The organism is Nitrosomonas europaea (genome assembly GCF_900167395.1).
Classification (GTDB): Bacteria; Pseudomonadota; Gammaproteobacteria; order Burkholderiales; family Nitrosomonadaceae; genus Nitrosomonas; species Nitrosomonas europaea.
In genome coordinates this window covers 1-17,910 of the sequence record NZ_FUWK01000003.1, presented here as the reverse complement: position 1 = coordinate 17,910, position 17,910 = coordinate 1, and the positions used below count along the sequence as shown (strand labels likewise).

17 protein-coding genes and 1 pseudogene are annotated in these 17,910 nt (G+C 51.1%); 7 read left to right on the top strand and 11 right to left on the bottom strand.

Annotated features, from left to right (window positions below; all coding sequences use genetic code 11):
- The first annotated feature begins 41 nt into the window (after window positions 1–41).
- Together B5D58_RS01760 and B5D58_RS01755 are read left to right on the top strand one after the other, a co-directional pair.
- A complete protein-coding gene (locus tag B5D58_RS01760) occupies window positions 42–1,424 on the top strand; it encodes a hypothetical protein (protein ID WP_011112072.1) in 1,383 nt (460 codons plus the stop codon).
- Between the two features lie 85 nt (window positions 1,425–1,509).
- Window positions 1,510–3,702: a primosomal protein N' gene (locus B5D58_RS01755; protein WP_011112073.1), complete on the top strand. Its 2,193-nt coding sequence runs from the start codon at window positions 1,510–1,512 to the stop codon at window positions 3,700–3,702.
- Window positions 3,703–3,734: 32 nt separating this feature from the next.
- Here the strand turns inward: B5D58_RS01755 and B5D58_RS01750 are convergent, their stop codons facing one another.
- From B5D58_RS01750 to B5D58_RS01740, 3 genes are read right to left on the bottom strand one after another with little or no spacing between them, the layout of a single operon-like run.
- Entirely contained in the window at window positions 3,735–4,181 is a 447-nt protein-coding gene (locus B5D58_RS01750) for a universal stress protein (protein ID WP_011112074.1), read from the bottom strand.
- A 57-nt stretch (window positions 4,182–4,238) separates the two neighbouring features.
- The gene (locus B5D58_RS01745) at window positions 4,239–5,891 is read right to left on the bottom strand and encodes an MFS transporter (RefSeq protein WP_011112075.1); all 1,653 of its coding nucleotides are present in this window, start codon (window positions 5,889–5,891) and stop codon (window positions 4,239–4,241) included.
- 7 nt (window positions 5,892–5,898) lie between these two features.
- Entirely contained in the window at window positions 5,899–7,032 is a 1,134-nt protein-coding gene (locus B5D58_RS01740) for a Do family serine endopeptidase (RefSeq protein ID WP_011112076.1), read from the bottom strand.
- Between the two features lie 37 nt (window positions 7,033–7,069).
- Between B5D58_RS01740 and B5D58_RS01735 the strand changes: the two genes are divergently transcribed.
- Together B5D58_RS01735 and mltA are read left to right on the top strand one after the other, a co-directional pair.
- On the top strand, window positions 7,070–7,816 hold the full coding sequence (locus B5D58_RS01735) for a Nif3-like dinuclear metal center hexameric protein (protein ID WP_011112077.1): 747 nt from the start codon (window positions 7,070–7,072) through the stop codon (window positions 7,814–7,816).
- Window positions 7,817–7,956: 140 nt separating this feature from the next.
- A complete protein-coding gene (gene mltA, locus B5D58_RS01730; RefSeq protein WP_011112078.1) occupies window positions 7,957–9,279 on the top strand; it encodes a murein transglycosylase A in 1,323 nt (440 codons plus the stop codon).
- 33 nt (window positions 9,280–9,312) lie between these two features.
- On the opposite strand, the gene B5D58_RS01725 is transcribed toward mltA, so the two are convergent.
- The 3 genes from B5D58_RS01725 to B5D58_RS01715 form a co-directional block, all read right to left on the bottom strand.
- Window positions 9,313–10,026, bottom strand: coding sequence for a DsbC family protein (locus B5D58_RS01725; RefSeq protein WP_011112079.1), 714 nt, complete (start codon window positions 10,024–10,026; stop codon window positions 9,313–9,315).
- Between the two features lie 43 nt (window positions 10,027–10,069).
- Complete coding sequence (locus B5D58_RS01720; protein ID WP_011112080.1) at window positions 10,070–11,236, bottom strand: UbiH/UbiF family hydroxylase; 1,167 nt, start codon at window positions 11,234–11,236, stop codon at window positions 10,070–10,072.
- 247 nt (window positions 11,237–11,483) lie between these two features.
- Window positions 11,484–11,939, bottom strand: a complete 456-nt coding sequence (locus B5D58_RS01715) for a protein YgfX (RefSeq protein ID WP_011112081.1) — start codon at window positions 11,937–11,939, stop codon at window positions 11,484–11,486.
- A 46-nt stretch (window positions 11,940–11,985) separates the two neighbouring features.
- Between B5D58_RS01715 and ygfZ the strand changes: the two genes are divergently transcribed.
- The gene (gene ygfZ, locus B5D58_RS01710) at window positions 11,986–13,032 is read left to right on the top strand and encodes a CAF17-like 4Fe-4S cluster assembly/insertion protein YgfZ (protein ID WP_011112082.1); all 1,047 of its coding nucleotides are present in this window, start codon (window positions 11,986–11,988) and stop codon (window positions 13,030–13,032) included.
- Window positions 13,033–13,096: 64 nt separating this feature from the next.
- Here ygfZ and B5D58_RS01705 read toward each other — a convergent pair whose 3' ends face one another.
- The 3 genes from B5D58_RS01705 to queD all read right to left on the bottom strand — a co-directional run bounded on the left by B5D58_RS01705 (window position 13,097) and on the right by queD (window position 15,075).
- Window positions 13,097–13,756 (bottom strand): ankyrin repeat domain-containing protein, encoded by a 660-nt coding sequence (locus tag B5D58_RS01705; RefSeq protein WP_011112083.1) that lies wholly within the window; start codon window positions 13,754–13,756, stop codon window positions 13,097–13,099.
- Between the two features lies 1 nt (window position 13,757).
- A complete protein-coding gene (locus tag B5D58_RS01700; RefSeq protein ID WP_011112084.1) occupies window positions 13,758–14,522 on the bottom strand; it encodes a TatD family hydrolase in 765 nt (254 codons plus the stop codon).
- A 70-nt stretch (window positions 14,523–14,592) separates the two neighbouring features.
- Window positions 14,593–15,075, bottom strand: coding sequence for a 6-carboxytetrahydropterin synthase QueD (gene queD / locus B5D58_RS01695; RefSeq protein ID WP_011112085.1), 483 nt, complete (start codon window positions 15,073–15,075; stop codon window positions 14,593–14,595).
- A gap of 16 nt (window positions 15,076–15,091) precedes the next feature.
- Between queD and B5D58_RS01690 the strand changes: the two genes are divergently transcribed.
- On the top strand, window positions 15,092–15,952 hold the full coding sequence (locus B5D58_RS01690) for a radical SAM protein (RefSeq protein ID WP_041356775.1): 861 nt from the start codon (window positions 15,092–15,094) through the stop codon (window positions 15,950–15,952).
- A gap of 28 nt (window positions 15,953–15,980) precedes the next feature.
- Here the strand turns inward: B5D58_RS01690 and B5D58_RS01685 are convergent, their stop codons facing one another.
- Both B5D58_RS01685 and B5D58_RS01675 read right to left on the bottom strand, forming a co-directional pair.
- Window positions 15,981–16,268: a helix-turn-helix domain-containing protein gene (locus B5D58_RS01685; protein WP_011112087.1), complete on the bottom strand. Its 288-nt coding sequence runs from the start codon at window positions 16,266–16,268 to the stop codon at window positions 15,981–15,983.
- A 513-nt stretch (window positions 16,269–16,781) separates the two neighbouring features.
- Complete coding sequence (locus tag B5D58_RS01675) at window positions 16,782–17,297, bottom strand: recombinase family protein (protein WP_050731260.1); 516 nt, start codon at window positions 17,295–17,297, stop codon at window positions 16,782–16,784.
- Between the two features lie 45 nt (window positions 17,298–17,342).
- Between B5D58_RS01675 and B5D58_RS01670 the strand changes: the two are divergent.
- Window positions 17,343–17,910 (top strand): annotated as a pseudogene (locus B5D58_RS01670) (IS5 family transposase); the annotation flags it as partial.

Here is a 17,910-nt window from a genome sequence, read left to right as displayed (position 1 = left end):
TGTCATGTCACAAATGATCTAACTCGCACCACTTCAATGAAATGAAAACAGATAACAAGCAAACAACCATTCAACTGCTCATCACAAGCCTGTTCGCATTAACTCTGACAGCTTGTGACAGCCAGCAGGAAGCCACATCGAATAAAAAACCGGTTGCACAGGCACAAGGGCCCGCTACCGGGATACTGGCCGATTCGGCAGTAGAGGGGGTGTCCTACTCTGCCTCATCAGGTGCATCAGGTGTGACTGATGTAACCGGACTTTACAAGTTCAATCATGGTGACAGTATCGAATTTCATATCGGCAAACTGAATCTCGGCAAGATTCCCGGAACAGGGCTCACCACGCCGATCGAACTGGCTGCGGGTGACCGGAATAAACTGCTCAATCTGCTGGTTCTGTTCCAATCACTCGATGCTGACAACAACCTCGCAAACGGTATTTCCATACCCAAAACTGCGGCTGATGCCCTGGATGCTTCACTTGATCTGAAAGCAGATCCCGGCACCTTTCCCTCTTCTCCTGCACTCGCTACTGCACGGGAAGCCGCTGGCATAGCTGGCAGCATTAAAACAGCGGATGAGGCCAATGCACATTTTCTGTCGCAGGCAGTCAACCTGCTGGGCGGCCATCTCTGGGTGAACCAGGATGACACCAGTTTAAACTTTTTCCGCTTTTCAACCGATGGCAGCGGAGAATATCTGCATGGGATTGCCACACCGGACGATTCATGTGACGCAAACCGTGCGTGCGGCAGCAAACTGGTATTTACCGCCGGTGTCGAGTACGGAACAGCCAAAGCGACCGAATACGATGAACGAGGCTTCAAACTCGTCAGCACACCCGAAGTTGATACCGATCTTCAGTCAGGACTGTCTCATCCTCGCCCCAACTGGCGTGTTTATACCAACGGAAATGAGCTGATCATCTCCGATATCGTCATTGTGCAACGCGAAAGAGAACAGGCAAGTCTGTTCGGTGAATTGTTCCATATCTCGAAACCGATTGAGCTCAGTTCTGATGATGAAGTAGCCGAAACTACGGTGCAGGAAATTCGTTACCATAAAATGGATAACTCCCAGAGTATCGTTGGTGCCTGGACAATGGACAAGGATTCGATCAAATCGCCTGTCTTCCTGTTTTTCCCCGATAACCGCTACATGCTGGTTGACCCGGTCGGCAGTGCTACACAATCCACGCCGGCTGCGTGCGCAAAACCCGGAGTCGAGCTGGCCACTTATGCATTTGATGCAGCCAGCGGCACACTCAAATTATCCAGCTTTACCTACAATACGGCCGGCTGCGCGGGCTTGTCGGAGTACAGTGGAAAACCGATCACCTTCAAAATTGATACTGGCGCACAAAACGCAACACTCTCTGGAGAAAGATTGGCGCCCATCACATTACAACGCCTCTCCAACTGACAGTATTTCTGAGAAACATCAATTTACCGGAAGAATATTCTGATCACGATGTTCTTCCGGTAAATTAAGCCCGGGCATCTCCGGTATGGTAATCATCCGTGTTGCGCTCGATGTTCCGATTGACCGGCTGTTCGATTATCTCGCCCCGGATGCAGACACAGCAGATATCGGCCGGTGCGTACGTGTTCCTTTCAGTAGCCGGCAAATTTCCGGGATTATCATCTCTGTCTGCGAGACCTCGTCCGTCCCGGAAGGCAAACTGAAATACGCCGGTCAGATCGACCGTCAAACCCCTCCCCTGCCTCAACCATTGCTCGGGTTATTCGAGTTCTGCAGTCGTTATTACCATCACCCGATCGGACAGGTCGTCATGAATGGCTTACCCGTATTACTGCGGAAGTTCAAACATACCGGGAAAGAGCAGCCCCCGAGCTGGAGATTGACCGATACGGGCAAATCCATCACCCTTGCCGATCTCCCGATTCGGGCAAAGGCAAAACGCCAGTTGATCTCCTTACTGTCCGAACATGGAATCATTACTGCTGAAATCTGTAAGGCCATGTCATCGCATTCCCGCAAGCTGTTGCATGAATTCAAGGATCTGGGCTGGGTAGAACAATTCACTGCCTTGCCGGAAAAAGCTGTATTCAGTACGGCATCTTCCCCTGCTCCAACCGCTGAACAAGCGCAGGCCATATCCGAAATCCTTGACAGAACCGGAACGTTTACACCCTGGTTACTCAACGGCATTACTGGTAGTGGCAAAACGGAAGTCTACCTGCAGGTGACTGCTTCATTACTGGCACAACAAAAGCAGGTTCTGATTCTGGTTCCCGAAATCAATCTCACCCCGCAACTGGAAGCAGTTTTCAGGAAACGCTTCCCGGGAACAACACTGGTCAGCCTGCATAGTGGATTGAATAACAGTGAACGCTTGCAAGGCTGGCTGCAGGCACAACGGGGAAAAGCCGGAATCGTTCTGGGCACACGCCTGGCAATCTTTACCCCGATGCCTGAATTGAGCCTGATTATCGTCGATGAAGAACAGGATCATTCTTTCAAACAGCAGGATGGATTGCGTTACTCTGCACGTGATCTGGCAATTTACCGGGCCAGGCAGGCCAATATACCCGTCATTCTTGGCTCAGCCACTCCTTCTCTGGAAAGCTATCACCAGGCTCGCACCGGCCGCTACAGGTTGCTGCAACTGCACTCACGGGCAATCAGCCAGGCTGCACTGCCAACCATTCGCTGCATCGATTTACGTGTCATTCCAGCTCAGGAAGGATTGTCGGAACCAGTACTCGATGCACTGCGCCACTGCCTTGCCAGAAAACAGCAAAGCCTGGTGTTCATCAACCGGCGTGGCTATTCTCCGGTATTGCTCTGTAAATCCTGCCGCTGGATTGCAACCTGCAAACGCTGCTCCAGCCGTCTGGTCGTCCATTTGCGTGACCGGCAACTGCGCTGCCACTATTGCGGTGACCAGCAACCCGTCTCACCGGCATGCCCGCAATGTGGAGATCCTGATGTCCTGCCGTTTGGTCACGGAACACAACGGGTCGAGGCAGCCCTAATCAGACATTTCCCGGAAGCACGCATCTTGCGTGTCGATCGCGACAGTATTCGCCACAAAGGCGCCTGGCAGCAGATGCTCGATCGCATTCACCGGGGAGAAGCGGATATTCTGGTCGGCACCCAGTTACTCGCAAAAGGACATGATTTTCCGAATCTCGCGCTGGTATGCGCGCTCAATGCCGATGCATCACTTTACAGTACCGACTTTCGTGCCGAAGAACACCTTTTTGCACAGTTGATACAGGTGGCAGGGCGTGCCGGCCGGGCAAATGTGCCCGGCAGCGTTCTGATTCAGACTGAATTTCCACAACATCCGCTCTATCAAGCATTGATACGGCAAGATTACGCAGCGTACGCACAGGCTCATCTGAAAGAACGTAGATCCGCCGGTTTCCCCCCGTTTGTTTACCTGGCGGTATTGCGCGCAGAAGCACCAGTATTAACAGATGCTCTGGAATTTTTACGACAGGCAGCTGCACTCGCAGCCGTTACGGAGAATTACCCTCATATCCAGCTTTTCGACCCGGTTCCCGCTCACATGACACGGCTCAAGGGGCTGGAACGTGCTCAACTGCTGATTCAGGCCCGCTCACGCAGGCATTTGCAAACATTTCTAGGTGACTGGCATCAGCGTATCACTGCATTACCAGTCCACAGCAGAATACGCTGGCACCTGGATGTCGATCCGCTGACACTCTGAGATCGAGTCAGGATAATCTGCGAAAATTTTCCTCAATCCCTGGCGCCGCGAATCAATAACACGGGAATCGATGCCATCCGTACCACTCCCTCAGCCACACTACCAAGCAGCAACCGGCTGAAGCCCGAATGGCCGTGTGTACCGATTACAATCAGTTCTGCCTGCCAGCGTTCCGCTTCTTTCACCAGAAGACTGGCGATCCGCTCATTGTTCGATTGAACCAATCTGGTTTCGACTGGAATACCGGATGCGCTGACCACTGCGGCAGCTTCGGCAAGTATTTTCTCGCTGCTGCTGTGGATCGTTTTTTGCAGTTCCTCGTAATTGAAGTAGTTCTCATCGACCAGATAGATTGCATCCTCGTAAACATATACGAGTTCAAGACAAGCATCTAACCGCTTCGCCAGTTTGACTGCCTCCTGCAAAGCAGAATTGGAAGTAATGCTGCCATCAACCGGAACCAGAATTTTCTGATACATCAACACCTCCTACAAGAAATGCCTGAATCAATAATTGGTACCCATCTATCATCCATCTCAGGCACTGCGCAAACGGGTGTACCTGATCATTATCACAATCAGCATGGGCAGTACGAAGCCTAAAACCGACACGGTAATCAGCAAAGTACCCAACTCACTGTAATCAGCAGAAACCAGTATTTCACCGGTTTTCGTATCTTTGACCTCACGAGTGACCGTAAACACCTGATTGATATATTTGGTTGCCAACTGTGAAGCAGATAAAGCCAGATTGGTAAAAGATGCCATGACGGCAAAAAAAGTCGCCTTGAGTTTTTCAGGTGCAGAATTGGCAATCCAGGCCAGCATCGGAATCATCGATATCTGCCCCAGTGGCGATTCGAGAGCAGTATCGATCACCGCGATAAAGCGGGCATCGACGACTCCACCCGTATGCGCCGAAGTCCATTCGTGTAAACCGAAATACATGGAAATAACCGGCAGTGACAAAACGGTACCGGCAATAGTCAGTGTACCAATGACATAAGCCATCGATCGTTCAGCCATGAAACGCCTGAAGATAAACATACCTGCAAGCGTCAATACTGAACCGATCAAGGAAAGTGTCGCCATAAACTGCTGATCGAAACCCAGCTCATCGATCATCCACCAGGTCGAACCTGCACCTGGTGCGGGCATGGCACGGAACACAAATACCAGCAAAGCAGTTCCTACCAGAACGTTACGCGCATCGTTTTCCAGCTCGGCAGTCAGCTGCCGGATCAGAAACAGCACAATCGCCATCGACAGGCAGAATATGATTTCCTCGGCATAGGAAACCTGCACGAGCCCGACTCCCAGGGAAACAACGGTAAAAGCCAGCCCACCACCGAGTATCCACCAGTTGGCAGGAGGCGCATCGTTATGCACCCCCAGCAGAATATCGATTTCATTGCGATCCAGCCCCCGGGCAGCATGCCGTTTCAGCTCACGCCATTTCAGCCACCCTGCCAGCCAGATTCCACAGACGGATACAAATGGAATCACGAGCGCAAGCTGATAAACAGTCAGATAGGCTGCAGTCTTGTCCGCATCCGAGAAGGAAGCAACGTCTTTCATGAGAACGACATTTGCGACTGCAACCAAGACGCCGCCACCAATAATGGCAACACGACCCAGCGTCTGCATCGTGATATGCATCTGCTTACGTTCTTCCAGACCGATCAGCCGACCATCCGGCTCAACTCGTGGTACGGCTTCCACGGTCATGGCGTCGGCCACCACATCCTGCAGCACATAACCGAGAGGTGCCAGCAGGGACGCCAGTACATACCATTGCGCCAGTGGCGCAAATTCACGCATGGCCTCATCATGCCCGAGCAACCCGATCATGATGAGCAGACTGGTCGCGATCAATCCTGCTCCCAGATAGACCAGCAGACTCTTCCAGCGCCACATCAGATCCACCAGATGACCCAGCGGCATTTTCAGCGCCCAGGGCAATGCCATCCAGAAGCCGAGTGCTGCCAGAAATTCTGCTGACAACCCCAGCCTTTCCTTGACGTAGAAAGTACCAACGATCCCGGTCAGGCTGGAAATACCGGCTGCCAGATAAACCATCAGGGGTGGCAGATAAGAGAACCGCATCTCCCTGCCCAAAGCTAGCAAATTGACATCAATCCACCGCACCACCGTGACAGGCAGCCTTGTCACGGCAAACCAGATATCCATCTATAAATCAGCTGGGACGTTTACCGATACGTACCTGGATATCCTGCTGGCCTCCATGGCGCAGGATGGTGAGGGTAGCCGATTTGCCAGGCGCAAGTGATGCCACCATATTCAGCATTTCAGACGAGTTAAAGATGGGTTTGCCATTTACCGCCACCAGAACATCCCCGGGTTTGATCCCGGCATCATCGGCCGGCCCGTTTTTGAGCACACCGGCAATCAGTGCACCTCCTGCTTTCTTCAAGCCGAACGATTCAGCCAGCTCCGGAGTAAGATCCTGCATGCTCACCCCCAGCCAGCCGCGTACCACACCACCCGTTTCGATGATCTGCTGCATGATCTGTTTGGCAGCATCCACCGGAATGGCGAATCCGATCCCGAGCGAACCGCCGGAACGTGAATAAATCGCTGTATTGATCCCGATCAGATTGCCGGAAGTATCAGTCAGCGCTCCTCCCGAATTACCGGGATTGATTGCCGCATCGGTCTGAATAAAGTTCTCGAATGTATTGATGCCCACCTGAGAGCGCCCCAGCGCACCGATAATCCCCATGGTCATCGTTTGCCCCACTCCAAATGGATTACCGATTGCCAGTACGATATCCCCCACCCTGGCCTTTTCGGATTCACCGAAAGTAATACTGGGCAGTTCACCCAAATCAATTTTCAGCACAGCCAGATCGCTTTCAGGATCTGATCCGATGATGCGCGCCTCAGCGTTTCTTCCATCCATCAGTGCGACCTGAATCTCGCTGGCCGCTTCCACCACATGATGGTTCGTGAGAATATAGCCTTCAGGACTGACGATAACTCCTGATCCGAGGCTGCGCTCGGTTCTCGGGCCAAAACGGTCACCAAAGAACCGTTGGAAGAAAGGGTCATCCATGAATGGATGGGAAGGCGCTCTGACTTCCTTGCTGGTAAAAATATTCACCACGGAAGGCATTGCCACTTCCGCCGCTGTATGGAATCCGCCAGCACTCAGCGCTTGTTCGACATTTGCCCTGGTTGCTTCACGGATGGTCGCGAGCTTCCCGCGTGGAGTCCACGGCAGCAACTCGGGACGCAAAGTCGAAACAACGAAAAAAACGGCAAGGAGGACAGTTACAGTTTGTGTAAAAATCAGCCAGAGTCTTTGCATGGAAAATCCTGCATCCCAAATAAACAGAAAAGGTATTATGCATCAAAATATGCTGGAGAATTATCTGAATGACTTGCTCGGCATTCAGCAGTTTCGTGACTATTGTCCCAATGGTTTGCAGGTGGAAGGGCGTACTTCGATACAAACGCTCGTCAGTGGCGTAACCGCCTCACAAGCCTTGATACAGGCAGCAGTGGGTTTGCGTGCAGATGCAATCATCGTGCACCACGGTTACTTCTGGCGCGGGGAAGATGCCTGTCTGCGCGGCATGAAGCGTCATCGTATCGCCACATTGATCAAACATGACATCAACCTTTATGCCTACCATTTGCCGCTGGATGCGCATACTGAACTGGGCAACAATACACAGCTTGGAAAAAAACTTGGAATAGTGGAGGCAGGTCGCTTCGGCGAACAGAATATCGCCGCTTACGGGCATTTTCCGGAATCAGTCAGCCTCGATGAGCTAAGCAACCTGCTAAACTCGGTGCTCGGCCGTAAACCGCTGATCATTGGCGATCCACTCAAACCCGTCCGGCGTGTCGCCTGGTGTACCGGAGCAGCACAAAGCTATTTCGAGGAAGCGATCAGACTGGGCGTGGATATATTCATCACTGGTGAGATTTCCGAGCAGAATGTACATACCGCCAGAGAATCCGGCACGGCCTTTATTTCAGCAGGACATCACGCCACCGAGCGTTACGGGATACAGGCGCTGGGTGAGCATCTCTCGCAGAAATTCAGTATTGCACATCATTTCATCGAAGTGGAGAATCCGGTATGACTGTATACCGGCATGTATCAGGCACAGAAATCATGAACAAAAATGGCCTACCGTTCTCAAACGATACAGAAAGTACGACCTACCGGTTTTCATCCTTATCATCCAACTTCTTGCTTTTTTTACGGGGAAGCGTCCACCAGATGAGAAAAATAAACAATCCCAGCGCCAATGCTCCTTCAAGTGCCAAAACCCACATATTCTTTCCGGATAAAATGTTTTTACAAAGCAGCTACTTTAACCGATATCTGCTGAAAACCCAATTTACCGCCCTGCTGGTCTCGATTTCATTCGGCCTGACAAGCTGCAAAACTGAAACGAGCATTACCACCCGGCCTGCTACCCCCCCGGCAAAGGTAGCTGCCATTCCCACTGATCCACAACCGGCACAACCTGCTCTGGATATGGGAAACAAAGTAGAAAAGAAGTCACTCAAGGCTGCCAGCTGGTCGATGCTGCCGGGTTGGCAACACGAAAACCTGATTCCGGCATGGAATACTTTCATACAAAGCTGCAAATCGCTCGAACGGCGCCCATCCTGGCAGGAAGTATGCGCACAAGCCACTACCCTCCGGCCTACCAGTGAACGAGCCATCAGGAACTTTGTTGAAAACCACTTTGCCCCCTATCAGGTGACCAACCCGGACGGCACTACTACCGGGTTAGCAACAGGCTATTACGAGCCACTGCTCAAAGGCAGCCGCAAATACTCCAGCCGTTTCCGTTACCCGATTTATTCTGCACCGGACAATCTGCTGACGATCGAACTGAAAGACACACAATCCGGAGCGGGTCAGACCTCGTTACGCGGTCGCCTGCAGGGACGAAAAATCATCCCCTACTACACCCGTGCCGAAATCGAGAACAACCGCAACCTGCTGAAAGGAAAGGAGCTGTTATGGGTTGAAGATGAAGTGGAACTGTTCTTTCTCCAGATACAGGGGTCCGGCCGTGTCGTGCTGGAAGATGGCAAGACTGTAAAAATCGGCTTTGCCGATCATAATGGATACCCCTACCGCTCCATCGGAAAAATATTGATCGATCGGGGCGAGCTGCCTGCCTGGAAGGTATCCATGCAAGCCATCAAGCAATGGGGTCGGCAAAATCCTGCCAAACTGAAACCGCTGCTCCAGCAGAATGCACGTTACATTTTCTTTCGTGAACTGCCGCCTGATCTCACCGGGCCGGTTGGCGCGCTGGGAGTACCTTTGACTGCCGGCAGAAGCTTGGCCATTGATCCGGAAAGCGTCCCGCTGGGCGCACCGGTTTACCTTTCCACCACCTGGCCCAATACAGCACAGCCGCTCAATCGGCTGATGATCGCCCAGGACACCGGTAGCGCCATCAAAGGCGGAGTACGTGCCGATTTTTTCTGGGGGCACAGCCCGGAAGCCCAGGTTCAGGCCGGGAAGATGAAACAGCAGGCTCAGATGTGGGTTTTGCTCCCAAAACAATACCGGGAATAACGGCAGAAAACAGTAAGCGGGTCGGATACCAGGTTATTTACTTGCCGCCTGATCCAGCCGTTTTTCGATTTCCTGCTGCGGAATAAACCCGGGTACCACCGAACCATCAGCAAAAATTAGGGTAGGTGTTCCTGTAACCCTGTTTTCCCGGCCTGATTCCAGCAATTTTTGCAGAGGTGTTTGACAGTCCTTGCCGGCTGGAGCAACTGATCGCAGCATGAAATCATCCCACGCCTTGACCCGATCTTCAGAACACCAGATTGCTTCAGCCGTTGTCATGGAGCCGTTGAGAATGGGATAAAGCAGGGTATGGATGGTGACATCCGTCACATTGACCAGCTCTTTTTCCAGCCTTTTACAGTAAGGGCAGTTCGGATCGGAATATACGATCAGCATGCGTTTCCCGTTTCCCTTGACTGTTTTCATCGCATGCTCCAGCGGCAGGGTATCGATTGCGATCCGCCGCGCATCGCGGATCTGCTGCATACGCTCGCTGGTCAGACTAACCCGTCGTTTGGCATCGACCACATGCCCCATAAAGAAATAATCTGCCTTCTTATCTGTATAAAACACTTCTCCGTCGATCACGACCTCATATAACCCCAGATAAGGGGTCTGGGTCACACTCTCAATTTTGCTTTCCGGAAAATGGGCCTGAATGGTCTCTTTCAGATCAGCACTATCTGCCAGGACGATTCCGGCAAAAAACAGGCCCGGCAGAATCAATGAACGTAAAAACAAATGCATACCATTTCTCCAGTATAAAATCCAATATCCATAAAAAGATTCATCAGCTCAGCGCATGGCGCATCAACCTGTTTTTCAGAAGTGGCAGACGGTTGGTAATCCCGAGCCCCACATTCCTGATGCGCATGATTGCTGCATCCTCACTGCCAAATAGTTTCTGCAGTCCATCCGTCACCCATCCCATGGCGAGAATATCCTCCTTGCGATTGCGCTCATAACAACGCAGCAAAGAAAATTCACCACAGTCCCCTATTCCACCAAACTGCCGCTGCAGGCGAGCCAGTTCACGAACATCGCGCAATCCGAGATTCACTCCCTGGCCGGCAAGCGGGTGAATGCCATGCGCCGCATCACCGATCAAGGCCAGTCTTGGTTTAATGAGTGATCTGGCATGTACGAAGTTCAACGGAAACCCGAGTGGCGCGGTAACGAGCCGCATGCTCCCCAGCTCATACTCCGCTGCCCGGGCAACCCGGTCGCATAACGCCTCGGCGGACAGATTGAGCAGTTCATCTGCAAGTGCCGTATTCGCCGACCAGACCATGGAAACTCGTTTCCCCGGCAATGGCAGAAGTGCGAGAATGCCATCACGGCGAAACCACTGATACGCAATGTGATGATGCACCCGCTCCGTCTCGAAATTGGCAACCACGCCCGTCTGATAATAACTATGACGGTCAACCCCGATTCCTGCCTGCTCACGCACCCGGGAATTGATACCATCTGCACCGATCAGCAAAGCTGTCTGCAAAACCGTGCCATCTGCCAAAGTCAGTTCGACATGAGAATCTTGCCAGGCAAGTGAGTCACACTGTGCGGGACAAAAAATCTGTACATTTTCCGCACCAGCCAATTCTTCCCAAACGGCATGCTGCAACTGCCGATTCTCGATGATACAGGCCAGTTCCGGCACACCACTTTCATAAGCGCTGAAATCGATTCTGGCCGCATTATCGTCTCCATGCACCCGCATTTCATGGACAGGCGTAATACGCGCTGCATTCATTCGTTGCCAGATACCGGAGGACTGCAAGAACTCCACACTGCCTGGGCTGATCGCATACACCCGTGCATCCCAGCTATCATCGTCGGGCAATGGCGCAGGCGGCCGTGACTCGATCAGCGCCAGTCTGAGCCCGCTACCTTTGAGAGCAGCCAGCAGACTGGCTCCTGCCAGCCCACCTCCGATCACTACAATATCGAATTTCATCACCGGATCATCCTGAAAACCGTGTTGAGTATACTGCCCGGCTTGCTGCGCACTCGCCAAATATGTACATGAAAAACAATGAGATAATGGTTTATTTTCAGCAGGTTACGAATCCTGCCTGACAGATGGCCGGGACTCTCAGGATTATACTAAGGAACTTTCACTCGGATCACTGTTTTCAACAGCATTCAGAAAATAAGCTCAGCCGGCAGATTACAGATTGGCAGCTTTATTTACCATAGCTCAATCACCCCCGTTTTCTTCCATCAGAAGAGCTATCCTGCCATTTCCATCGCAGCCAGACACGCAGTCGTCTGAAGCTGTTTGCATCGATGCTGTCCGGCAGGATAACCACCGTATAATAGCGCCTGGTTCGTTCCTTCTGCAGGTAGAGCACAGTCATGTAAGAGGCAACAAAAGTACTGGTATCGACAACGGTATCAATGTATTCATCTGCATGAGTTTTCATTCTGCAGCTGTTTCTGCCCGTCAAATGCAGTGCGACGATGGATCGTGGTGATGTGAGCCATGCATAGCGCCGCAAGTAATAATAGAGGCTGCCTGCCAACAACAGGGTAATGATAAGCTTCACTACCACAGGCAGTGCCAATGGCCAGAATACGCCGGCTGCCGTACAATGCGCGAGACTCAGCAGCACGGCCAGTCGGCTGGAAGGTTGCAACTGGATTGAAAGTTCATTCATCGACTGGTTACCGGATCACCCAATGTAATGCTTTTTCCGCTTATCCATGAATTCCGACTGGTTTACATTTCTGACCCACCGTAATGCCCATATCGAACAAAATCGGGTATTACATTTTGGACAACCTGCTGCCGAACTGGCACAAGCGGCATCAGGCCCGGTATTGATCGATCTCTCTCACTTTGGCCTGATCCGTTTTTCTGGTGAGGATGCACAAAATTTTCTGCAGGGGCAGTTGAGTTGTGATGTCCGCTCGGTTGATTCCACACAAGCCAGTCACGGCGGCTATTGCACGCCCAAAGGCCGTTTGCTGGGCAGTTTCCTGTTATGGCAGGATTCCGATAACAGTTATCTGATGCAGCTCCCGGCAGAGCGAGTGGAAACGATTACCAGACGCCTGAAAATGTTTGTGTTACGGGCAAAAGTATCGATTCAGGACAACACCGATGATCTCATTCGTATTGGTATTGCTGGTAAGAATGCGCTGCTATCGTTGCAAAACATGCTGCCAGATACGACCATTTCACCTGCGCCATTGGCTGTAACCTCCATTCCGGACGGGCAGATCATTTGTCACAGTGAAAACCGGTTTGAAATCATGACAACTTCAATCCAGGCACCTTCATTGTGGGAACAGCTGAACAAACAAGCACATTGTGCAGGTGCGGCAATCTGGGACTGGCTGGAAATCCGTGAAGGAATCCCCGCTATCTTCAATGCTACTCAGGAGCAGTTCATCCCGCAAATGATCAATCTGGATATCATTGGCGGAGTCAGTTTCAAGAAAGGATGCTACCCCGGCCAGGAGATCGTCGCTCGCACCGAATATCTCGGCAAAGTAAAGCGCCGTATGTACCTGGCTCACCTGGATGCAGATTCTTGCCAGAATATTGCAGCCGGCGATAGTTTATTTGGTACGGATACTGGTGATCAGGCATGCGGGATGATTGCTAACGCCGCACCTGTACCTGCGGGAGGAGTTGATGTTCTGGCCGTCATTCAGACCAGCAGCATGGAAGCCGGCTCCATCCACTGGAAAACACCGAATGGCCCGCAGTTGACGATACTGCCTCTCCCCTATGCGATCACCTGATACTCTCGACGGAACAGTGCTGCAGTACTGACTTGCGACCAAACCACCTTACCTCAGTAAACACTCAATCTGCTGTCCCGTTACGCGTCAGCAACTGCACGATGCTGGTATGGCCCTGTTTTCTGGCCCAGCCCAGGGCTGTACCATCAGCTTCATTTCGGATCAGCGCATTTGCACCGTGTTTCAGCAGCAGCTCGACGGTATCGTAATGATTGCCACGTACAGCCATCATCAGTGCCGTCGTGCCGTTATCGGTCGCAGCATCGATCCTCACTCCGTAATTCAGCAGAAACTCAACGATTTCCTTATAACCCTTACTGGCAGCGTAGATCAGCGGATTCCATCCATCGTGGTCAATTTTGGCACCTTTTGCGTATAGCCGCTTGACCAGATCCAACTGCCCGTAATAGCACGCCAGCATGGTAGCCGTCTCACCATATTTGTTGCGAAGATCTGGATTTGCACCAGCCTCCAGCAGCAATCCACCCATTTCCGGATTTTTATTTCTGGCCGCCAGCATCAGGGCCGTTTCACTTTGCAAATCGCGCGCATCCGGGCTGGCTCCTTTCGTCAGCAAATCCCTGACACGGTGAGTCTTATTGTCTTCGACCGCTCGAACCAAGTCCTCATCAACCCCGGCATGGGCAGGTGAATAGAGACAAAAGGCACAAAACAGAACGATGACTGATGCAATACTCCATTGTGTCCACAGGGATCTGTTCATCTCAAACCACCTTGAATAAGTTGAAGAAGTTATTTGTCGTTACCGCAGCAATTTCGGCAAGCGTCGTTTCACGCAAACGGGCAATTTCCTCGGCAACATGCCGGACGAACGCCGGCTGATTGGTTTCACCCCGGTGAGGAACAGGGGCAAGATAGGGTGAATCCGTTTCGATCAACATCCTGTCAGCGGGCACTTTTTTCGCCACCTCTTTGATGATTGCCGCATTCTTGAACGTCACGATCCCGGAAAACGAAATGTAAAAATTCAAATCAAGCGCACGTCTGGCGATTTCCCAGGACTCGGTAAAGCAATGCATGACGCCCCCGACGCTGGCTGCTCCCTCTTCTTCCATGATGCGCAGTGTATCTTCTGCAGCAGCACGGGTATGAATGATCAGGGGTTTACCGCACCGCCTGGCAGCACGGATATGTCGCCGGAATCGCTCACGCTGCCATTCGAGATCGCCCTTCAGCCGGAAATAATCCAGACCGGTTTCCCCCAGCGCAACGACCTTTGCATGATCCGCCAGCTTCAGCAGCTGCTCCACCGCTGGCTCTGCTGTATCTTCATAATCGGGATGCACACCCACCGAAGCAAAGAGATTCGAGTGTGATTCAGCCAGAGCGAGCACACGCGGAAAATTTTCCAGATTGACGCCAACGCATAGCGCATGAGTGACCTGGCTGATTTGCATGTTCACCAGCAACTCATCCAGGCTGCTGGCGAGATCAGGAAAATCAAGGTGACAATGAGAATCGACAAACATAGGATTTAAAAACTAACGCTATCTGGTTTTATAATTAAAAATAGTATCAGGAAAATATAAACGCTTCCGTCTATGATTCCGCGATCCTGTCGACTGTTGCAGATTTGAAAACAGCTTTATCCACATCCGCCCAGCAGTTGGGGGTCTCGAACAGACGCACATGTTCCAGCTCCAGCCTGCCAGCGTATCTGTTCCGGAATGTGTGGCGCAATATATCGAAAGCAATCAGGGCGAGATTCTCCGCCGTGGGCTGCACTTCCAAAACAACCGTTTTATGATTTTCCAGCGATTGCAGAAATTCCAGCACGCGAGTATCACCAGCATAAACCAGAAAGGCATGATCCCACCGATCCACCAAAGCTTCTCTGATAACGCGTTTGACATCGGAGAAATCCATAACCATGCCTTGCTCCGGCACCCCGGCATCAGCGATAATACCCCCTGCAATCGTAACTTCCAGTACATAACGGTGCCCGTGCAGATTGCGGCATTGGCTCAGATGCGTGGATATACGATGGCCCGCATCGAATTCGAATTTTCGTGTAATCAACATCCCGGAAATTATAGCATTGTCACCTTCTGCCGGACGATTGAGCCAGGATGATCACAGCCGTGACAGCGCCGGACTGACCTACGTTTATCCGGTCGTTTCCCGCCGTGCAGGTGGCGTATCCATCGGCATCAATCTCAACCCCAACAACGCATGCAACTGGCGCTGCATTTACTGCCAGGTACCCGATCTCAAACGCGGCACTGCGCCAGTCATCGATCTGGTCAGACTGGAGCAGGAGCTGCGTGATTTTCTGCACGAACTGGTTTATGGAAACTTCATGCAGGAGAAAGTCCCACCTGAAACCAGAGTCATCAAAGACATCGCCTTATCTGGAAATGGTGAACCGACCAGCGCACGGGAATTTGAACAGATCATCGAAATCATCGGCAGAGTAAAAGCTGATTTCCCTCTACCGGAAGAACTCAAACTGGTGCTCATCACCAATGGAAGTCTGATCAACCGCATGTATGTACAAAAGGGGTTGCATCTGATGGCAGGGCTCAATGGTGAAGTCTGGTTCAAGCTGGACAGCGTTACGCAAACCGGCCGCCTGCGCATCAACAACACCCGAGCAAGTCTGCAACGTATGCGCGACAATCTGCAAACAGCTGCATCACTTTGCCCGACATGGCTGCAGACCTGCGTATTCAAACTGAAAGGTGTACACCCGGATACCCATGAAACCGATGCCTATATCGGCTTTATCCGCACTCTTTTGCAGGAAGGAACCCAAATTCGGGGAGTGTTACTGTACACCCTGGCACGCCCGGCTTTACAACCCGAAGCACCCGACCTATCGAAAGCCGATCCGGACTGGATAAAAACCTTCGCCGACAAAATCCGGGCACTTGGGATACCTGTAAGAACTGCCTTTTAACAACAGCAGTTGTTTGAAAATATCAGATTCATTTCAATTGTTTGGCTGATTTCTTGAGATTTTTATACAAATCGGGATACTGAGCCTTCAGCATTGCCGCAACGATCAGATCATCCCGTTTTATTTTAGTCAGATCGATATGTTCGATATGGACCAGCCTCAATAACTCTCTCACTGCTTTCGGCATTTCCCGTCCGCTTTCATAGCGCGAACCGCCGCTCTGGGTGACGCCCACCTTGCTCCAGAACTCATGCTGATTCAATCCCAGTTTCTGACGAATTTCTTTCGGGTTAGGTATGCTCTTAAAAAGTTTCATTTTTTATTGAATATCAAAAATATAAGATGGTTATTCAGTGCAACATCATATTTTTGTTATCGTCATAAAATGGTTTAGCTTAAGCTCATCTATTCATTCATCAAGGATATTTTTACCCGCTTCTTTATCCTTTTAGCATGATCCTTGATCAGAACAATTATTCCCCAGGAATACTGCCGGCAGTAAGTCAACGCCTTCCAATCAAACAGCCTGAGAACGATACAGGATTCAACGACGCAATATCGATTGATAAACAGGTTGCAAAAGAACTTGATTCAGATAACAGACTGACACAAACACCATTTACTATGAGATTGGAATATCGGAGAGAAGTTCGCCAAGTGCAATAACCCAGTAAAATCTGCTCAGGTGATAAAGCCCTTTCTACCTTGCGTAGAAAGATCCTTTCTCATTCAGCCATTTGAGGATAGAAAAAAACAACATATTTTGCGATGATTCTTCTGTAGGCGAAACCGATAGCACTGGCAGAGGACTACACTATGAGTAAAGCTGCTAAAAATCCCGATACTCTCTTTCCCGTTTCATCGCCCGCCAAAGTGTCGTTCTCCCGACATTCAGCCGGGCAGCGATTTCAGCAGTACTCAATATACCAGTTGCAGATAATTGTTGTGCCAGTCTGATCTGCGCCTCCTTGATCGCGAGTGGGCGACCAAGACGTTTACCACACCGCCGGGCTGCCTGAAGATCGACTTTGGTCCGTTCAGAAATCTGAACACATTCATATTCCGCAATCACACCAATCACATGAAATAGTAACCATCCAGTCGCCGTTTCCGTATCTATGCCATCGGTAATCGACCTAAAACCGATCTTGCGCGTTTCCGGTACCTGAAGAATATTGATCAAATCCTTGAGGGATCGCCCCAAGCGATCCAGCTTCCAGACCACCAGCATATCCCCCGGCCTGAGAAGTTTCAGTGCCTTATCCAAAGCAGGCCTGGCATTGTTTCTTCCTGTCAGTTTTTCTGTAAGGATTTTGCTGTATCCATCTTTAGATAGTGTAGTCATGAGATAAGAAATATGAGATTCTTTTAAGAAATTAAAGGGGCTCGCATGACACATTCACATCGCAGGCATGATATTTCAGATAGGATATGGTCGCTACTTGAGGGGCATTTACCAGGCCGAGAAGGGGCATGGGGAGGGGTAGCCACAGATAATCGTCAGTTTATCAATGCTGTTTTCTGGATTATACGGACAGGAGCCCCATGGAGGAACTTACCGCCGGACTACGGGGGTTGGAGTAATACTCATCGCCGTTTCATTCGCTGGCGTGACAAAGGTATCTGGGAAAAATTGCTGGAAATCCTGATTGATGATCCAGATTATGAATGGCTGATAATGGATGCCAGTCACTGTAAAGTTCATCCACACGCCAGTGGAGCCAGAGGAGGTAATCAGGATATGAATCGGACAAAAGGGGGCTCAACACCAAGATACATCTGGCCGTGGATGCGCATGGTATGCCGGTCAGAATCCTTGTTACACAAGGTACCACTGCTGATTGCACGCAGGCTGGCCGCCTGATCGAAGGGATTGATGCAGATCATCTGCTGGCAGATCGTGGCTATGACAGTAATGCCATTGTTGAACAGGCGGAAAAACAGGGAATGGAAGCTGT

What these genes read in the sequence shown, in the direction of transcription:
- B5D58_RS01715 (WP_011112081.1), bottom strand. Translation starts at nt 11,939, where the DNA reads ATGAATGAACTTTCAATCCAGTTGCAACCTTCCAGCCGACTGGCCGTG.
- B5D58_RS01700 (WP_011112084.1), bottom strand. Translation starts at nt 14,522, where the DNA reads ATGTTTGTCGATTCTCATTGTCACCTTGATTTTCCTGATCTCGCCAGC.
- mltA (WP_011112078.1), top strand. Translation starts at nt 7,957, where the DNA reads ATGAGAAAAATAAACAATCCCAGCGCCAATGCTCCTTCAAGTGCCAAA.
- B5D58_RS01675 (WP_050731260.1), bottom strand. Translation starts at nt 17,297, where the DNA reads ATGACTACACTATCTAAAGATGGATACAGCAAAATCCTTACAGAAAAA.
- queD (WP_011112085.1), bottom strand. Translation starts at nt 15,075, where the DNA reads ATGTTGATTACACGAAAATTCGAATTCGATGCGGGCCATCGTATATCC.
- B5D58_RS01725 (WP_011112079.1), bottom strand. Translation starts at nt 10,026, where the DNA reads ATGCATTTGTTTTTACGTTCATTGATTCTGCCGGGCCTGTTTTTTGCC.
- B5D58_RS01745 (WP_011112075.1), bottom strand. Translation starts at nt 5,891, where the DNA reads ATGGATATCTGGTTTGCCGTGACAAGGCTGCCTGTCACGGTGGTGCGG.
- ygfZ (WP_011112082.1), top strand. Translation starts at nt 11,986, where the DNA reads ATGAATTCCGACTGGTTTACATTTCTGACCCACCGTAATGCCCATATC.
- B5D58_RS01720 (WP_011112080.1), bottom strand. Translation starts at nt 11,236, where the DNA reads ATGAAATTCGATATTGTAGTGATCGGAGGTGGGCTGGCAGGAGCCAGT.
- B5D58_RS01740 (WP_011112076.1), bottom strand. Translation starts at nt 7,032, where the DNA reads ATGCAAAGACTCTGGCTGATTTTTACACAAACTGTAACTGTCCTCCTT.
- B5D58_RS01705 (WP_011112083.1), bottom strand. Translation starts at nt 13,756, where the DNA reads ATGAACAGATCCCTGTGGACACAATGGAGTATTGCATCAGTCATCGTT.
- B5D58_RS01760 (WP_011112072.1), top strand. Translation starts at nt 42, where the DNA reads ATGAAAACAGATAACAAGCAAACAACCATTCAACTGCTCATCACAAGC.
- B5D58_RS01755 (WP_011112073.1), top strand. Translation starts at nt 1,510, where the DNA reads ATGGTAATCATCCGTGTTGCGCTCGATGTTCCGATTGACCGGCTGTTC.
- B5D58_RS01750 (WP_011112074.1), bottom strand. Translation starts at nt 4,181, where the DNA reads ATGTATCAGAAAATTCTGGTTCCGGTTGATGGCAGCATTACTTCCAAT.
- B5D58_RS01735 (WP_011112077.1), top strand. Translation starts at nt 7,070, where the DNA reads ATGCATCAAAATATGCTGGAGAATTATCTGAATGACTTGCTCGGCATT.
- B5D58_RS01685 (WP_011112087.1), bottom strand. Translation starts at nt 16,268, where the DNA reads ATGAAACTTTTTAAGAGCATACCTAACCCGAAAGAAATTCGTCAGAAA.